Origin of the sequence: uncultured Flavonifractor sp. (assembly GCF_944383115.1) — a bacterium.
GTDB lineage: Bacteria > Bacillota > Clostridia > Oscillospirales > Oscillospiraceae > Flavonifractor.
The window spans coordinates 1-4,611 of the sequence record NZ_CALWOJ010000125.1 but is presented as its reverse complement, the minus strand read 5'-3'; the positions used below and the strand labels follow the sequence as shown (position 1 = coordinate 4,611).

The 4,611-nt window shown below is 60.5% G+C and carries 4 protein-coding genes; 2 read left to right on the top strand and 2 right to left on the bottom strand.

The genetic code is table 11. The features are described from left to right. Window positions 1–1,458, top strand: a 1,458-nt coding sequence (gene malQ / locus Q0K43_RS10360; RefSeq protein ID WP_297290454.1) for a 4-alpha-glucanotransferase, incomplete at its 5' end; no start/stop codon positions are given. Between the two features lie 52 nt (window positions 1,459–1,510). Here the strand turns inward: malQ and Q0K43_RS10355 are convergent. Both Q0K43_RS10355 and Q0K43_RS10350 read right to left on the bottom strand, forming a co-directional pair. Then, complete coding sequence (locus Q0K43_RS10355; protein WP_297290453.1) at window positions 1,511–2,503, bottom strand: HAAS signaling domain-containing protein; 993 nt, start codon at window positions 2,501–2,503, stop codon at window positions 1,511–1,513. Then, the gene (locus Q0K43_RS10350) at window positions 2,496–2,822 is read right to left on the bottom strand and encodes a PadR family transcriptional regulator (RefSeq protein WP_297290452.1); all 327 of its coding nucleotides are present in this window, start codon (window positions 2,820–2,822) and stop codon (window positions 2,496–2,498) included. The genes Q0K43_RS10355 and Q0K43_RS10350 overlap by 8 nt, the downstream gene beginning before the upstream one ends. A 248-nt stretch (window positions 2,823–3,070) precedes the next feature. Here Q0K43_RS10350 and Q0K43_RS10345 point away from each other — a divergent pair. Then, window positions 3,071–4,611 (top strand): acyl-CoA dehydratase activase (locus tag Q0K43_RS10345; RefSeq protein ID WP_297290451.1); only part of this gene is annotated, 1,541 nt, incomplete at its 3' end.

Sequence of the window (4,611 nt, the reverse complement as noted above, 5' to 3'; positions counted from 1 at the left end):
ATCCTGCTTCCCGTATTCTCCCTGCCGGGGCCTTACGGCATCGGCACGCTGGGCAAGCCGGCCCGGCAGTTTATCGATTTTTTGGCGGCTGGAGGCCAGAAATTCTGGCAGATCCTGCCCCTGGTACCACCGGGCGGGGGCGACTCCCCCTATATGTCCCCCTCCTCCTTTGCGGGAAACCCGCTGTTTCTGGATCTGGATGAATTGGTGGAAGAAGGGCTGCTGACCCAGGATGAACTTCAGTCCGCCCGGCGGGACAATCCGGATCGGGTGGATTACCCCTGGCTCCACGAGACGAGGCTTCCCCTGCTGCGGAAGGCCTTTGAGCGGGGCAGGGCGAAGTATGCCTCCCAGCTTAAGCGGTTTGAGGAGCAGGAGGCCGACTGGCTGCCTGACTATGCCCTCTTTTTGGCCCTGCGGGAGTACTTTGACGGCAAGGAGCTGGCCGACTGGCCCGACGAGGCCCGCTTGCGCCGGCCCAAGGCCATGGAGCAGTACCGGATGGAGCTGGCGGAGGCGTGTGCCTTCCAGATCTTCCTGCAATATCTGTTTTTCCGCCAGTGGAAGGCGATCAAAACCTACGCCAACTCCAAAGGCATCTCCATCATCGGAGACCTGCCTATCTATGTTTCACCCGACAGCGCCGAAGTGTGGGGCAATCCGGAGCTGTTCCAGCTGAAAAAGGATATGCGTCCCTCATGCGTGGCCGGTGTGCCGCCCGACGCCTTTTCCGACATGGGCCAGCACTGGGGCAACCCTCTGTACGACTGGGACTACCACAAAAAGACCGGCTTTGCCTGGTGGAAGCGCCGGGGCGCCCATATGGCCAAGCTGTACGACGTGGTGCGCATCGACCACTTCCGGGCCTTCCACACCTACTGGTCCATCCCGGAGGACGCCAAGGACGCCCGGGACGGCCACTGGGAGAAGGGCCCGGGTAACGCCCTGCTGGATGTGCTGAAAAAGGTACCCGGCCTGGCCCTGATTGCAGAGGATCTGGGGGATCTGGACGCCGACGCCCTGGCTTTTATTGCCCAGAGCGGCCTGCCCGGCATGAAGGTGCTGGTCTATGCCTTTGATCCGGTGGGGGAGAGCGCCTATCTGCCCCACAACTGTCCCCGGGACGCGGTGATGTACACCGGCACCCACGACACCCCCACCTTTGTCCAGTGGCTGTTTACCGAGGCCAACCCGGCCGAGCGTCAGTACGCCTTCGATTACCTGCGCCTGCGGGAGGACGAGGGCTTTGGCTGGGGCGCGGTGTGCGGGGCCTGGATGTCCCCCTGTCGTCTGGCCATCGCTCCCTTCCAGGATCTGTTGGGCCTGGGGGGAGACGCCCGGGTCAACGCCCCAGGCACCCTGGGAGACCAGAACTGGTCCTGGCGGGTGCGCGCCGAGGCGTTCAATCCCTCGGTATCCGGAAAACTGGCGCAGATCACCCGTACTTACCGGAGATAAACAACAGCCCGCCCCGCCGCATGTGCGGCGGGGCGGGCTGTTTGTTATCGTACTATTTCGCCTGGACGGTGGGGATCTGGCTGAACTGCAGGCTGACGTTTCCCATGCCACTGGTCAGGGACAGCCTGTGGTTCCCTTCGCCGCCGCTGACGCTGTAGGGCTCCGTCGTTTCCCCGTTAAGCCGGATGGTGCCGCTGCTGGCCGTCAGATCCCAGGTATAATCCGCCTGGTTGCCGGCCAGATCCAGAATTATGTTACCCATACCGGTGGTCAGCGCGGTTTCCTCCACCGGAGCGGACACGGACAGATTGCCCATACCGCATTCAGCCCGCAGACGGCCCTTTACGGTGCAGTTGTCCCAGGTGACATTGCCCATCCCCAGCGACAGATCGGCCCGTTCCAGCACTGTCCCGGCGGGAACGGTGACCAGGACCCGCACATCGGGGGAGCTTTCGCCGGAGGAGATGTTGTCCGAGACGCTCCAGACAGAGAGAGTGTCGCCGTCCTGGCTGTACTTCAATTCCTGAGAGACGTCATACCGGCTGTCCCAGCCCCGGTTGACCAGGCACAGGTGCCACCCGTCTCCTTCCTCCACCTGAACGTTGCCCAGACCTATCGCAATATCCAGCTTTGTAAAGGGTTCCACTTCGCCCTCCCAATCCCCTTGAATGTCAGGGGTTTGGATGGCATCCGCCGTTTGGCCGGGCAGAAGGACCGGATCGGAACGCTCAGGACGCAACAGAAGAAAATAGAGAAGAATGGCCAGCACAACCGCCCCGCCGATCACCAGAACAGGCAGAAAAATCCGGCCTTTTTGTTTGCCAGGTTGGGATGCGGACGTCTCTTTGGGCGGCTCGCTCCGATCCTTCAGTACCTGCTCCGCCACCGAGGCGGGGGAACCCAGGCGGTCTGCCACGGCGGCTTCCTCTTCCTCGGAGTCGGCAAAGTAGGCCTCATAGTAGGAGAGGACATCGTCCAGTTCCTCCGGCGGCAGCCTGCCCACCAGAATGTTGCGCAGTTCCTCTAAAAATTCTGCCTTATTCATGGTTCTCCTCCTTTTCCCCCAACAAAAGCGCCTCCACCTGACTCCGGTAGCGTACCCATTCCTCCCGATAGCCGGTCAGCAGCGCCCGGCCCGCCGGGGTGATGGCGTAATAGCGCCGGTTGCGGCCCTGAAAGGGCTTGTCGTAGACGGTGAGGCAGCCGCTCTGCTGCAACCGCCTCAGAACGGGGTATAAGGTGGATTCCGACAGCTCCACCTGCTCCTTCATGCGCTGGGTCAGGCGGTAGCCGTAGGTGTCGCCCTCGTCCAGCACCGCCAGCACGCAGGCGTCCAGCAGGGGAGCGGCCAAAGGAAAGGTCATAGCCAGCACCTCCTTTCAGTTTAATAATATTATATGACGTATAATATTGCTTGTCAACATAGATGTTTGGATGATGGCTGTTGGCGAAAGTGTGCCAGCAAGGGGAGAGAAGGGGGAGATTTTTAGGCACAATTCTTTCCGGATACGGAACATCCTGTATTTTCAAGGTTTGGTCTTGTAAAAAAATTTTTTTTGTTATATTATGATGGATACGAAATTCTTTATAATAGAGGATATCAGGTGAATCTATGAGTCTGCGGATTGGAATTGATATCGGCTCCACCACGGTGAAAGTGGTGGTATTGGACGAGGAGAACAAGCTGCTTTTCCGCTCTTATGAGCGGCACTACTCCAAAGCCAGAGAGCGGGCGGCGGAAACCCTGCGTTCCATCGAAGAGAAGCTGCGCGGTCAGCAGGTGCGCATTGCCATCACCGGCTCTGCCGGCCTGGGCGTGGCCAAAGCGGCGGACATCGACTTTGTACAGGAGGTGTACGCCACCGCCGCCGCCGTCAATACTTACATACCGGATACCGACGCTGTGATCGAGTTGGGCGGTGAGGATGCCAAGATCATCTTCTTCGGCGGCGCTCTGGAGGAACGGATGAACGGCTCCTGCGCAGGTGGTACCGGCGCCTTCATCGACCAGATGGCCACCCTGATGAACGTGACGGTGAACGAGCTGGATGCCCTCTCCCTCAAGCATGAGAAGATCTACCCCATCGCCTCCCGCTGCGGCGTGTTCGCCAAAAGCGACATCCAGCCCATCCTGAACCAGGGGGGCCGGAAGGAGGACGTAGCGGCCTCCATCTTCCAGGCGGTAGTGGATCAGACCGTTGCCGGCCTGACCCAGGGCCGGGAGCTCAAAGGTAAGATCGTCTTTCTGGGCGGCCCCCTCCATTTCCTGCAGGGCTTGCGGCAGCGGTTTGTGGAAACCTTGAAGCTGGACGAGGCCCACGCCATTTTCCCGGAGGACGGCGACTGCTTTGCCGGGATCGGCGCTGCCCTGTGCGCCACCGATTTTGCTGAGTGTTCCTTTGATGAGATGCTGGATCGGCTGGAAAAGAGCGTGGACAACGTGGGCCTGGTGGATACCATGCCGCCTCTGTTCCACAACCAGGCCGAGTACGACGCCTTCCTGGCCCGGCACAACGCCATGCACCCCCCGGAGGTGGATATCAACACCTATTCCGGCGACGCCTGGCTGGGCATTGACGCCGGCTCCACCACCACCAAGATGGTGCTGATCACCGCTGACGGCGGGCTGCTCTATACCTACTACCACTCCAATCTGGGCAACCCGGTGGCCATTGTGCTGGACCAGATGAAGGAGATCTATGCCCTGTGCGGAGACCGGATCGCCATTAAGGGCGCGGCGGTCACCGGCTACGGCGAGGATCTGATCAAGAACGCCTTCTCTTGCGACGCCGGGTTGGTGGAGACGGTGGCCCACTACAACGCTGCCCGCCACTTCAATCCCGACGTGGATTTTATCATTGACATCGGCGGCCAGGATATGAAGTGCTTCAAGATCCGCAACGGCGCTGTCGATTCCATTATGCTCAACGAGGCCTGCTCCTCCGGATGCGGTTCCTTCATTGAGACCTTTGCCAAGGCCCTGGGCTACAACATCGCCGACTTCTCTAAGCTGGGCCTGCTGGCCCAGCACCCGGTGAACCTTGGCTCCCGCTGCACCGTGTTTATGAACTCCTCGGTGAAGCAGGCCCAGAAGGACGGCGCCAGCGTGGAGGACATCTCCGCCGGCCTGTCCATCTCCATCGTGAAAAACGC

Bases quoted from the DNA above. Each gene is read 5' to 3' on its own strand.
- Q0K43_RS10350 (WP_297290452.1), bottom strand. From the start codon at position 2,822: ATGACCTTTCCTTTGGCCGCTCCCCTGCTGGACGCCTGCGTGCTGGCG.
- Q0K43_RS10355 (WP_297290453.1), bottom strand. From the start codon at position 2,503: ATGAATAAGGCAGAATTTTTAGAGGAACTGCGCAACATTCTGGTGGGC.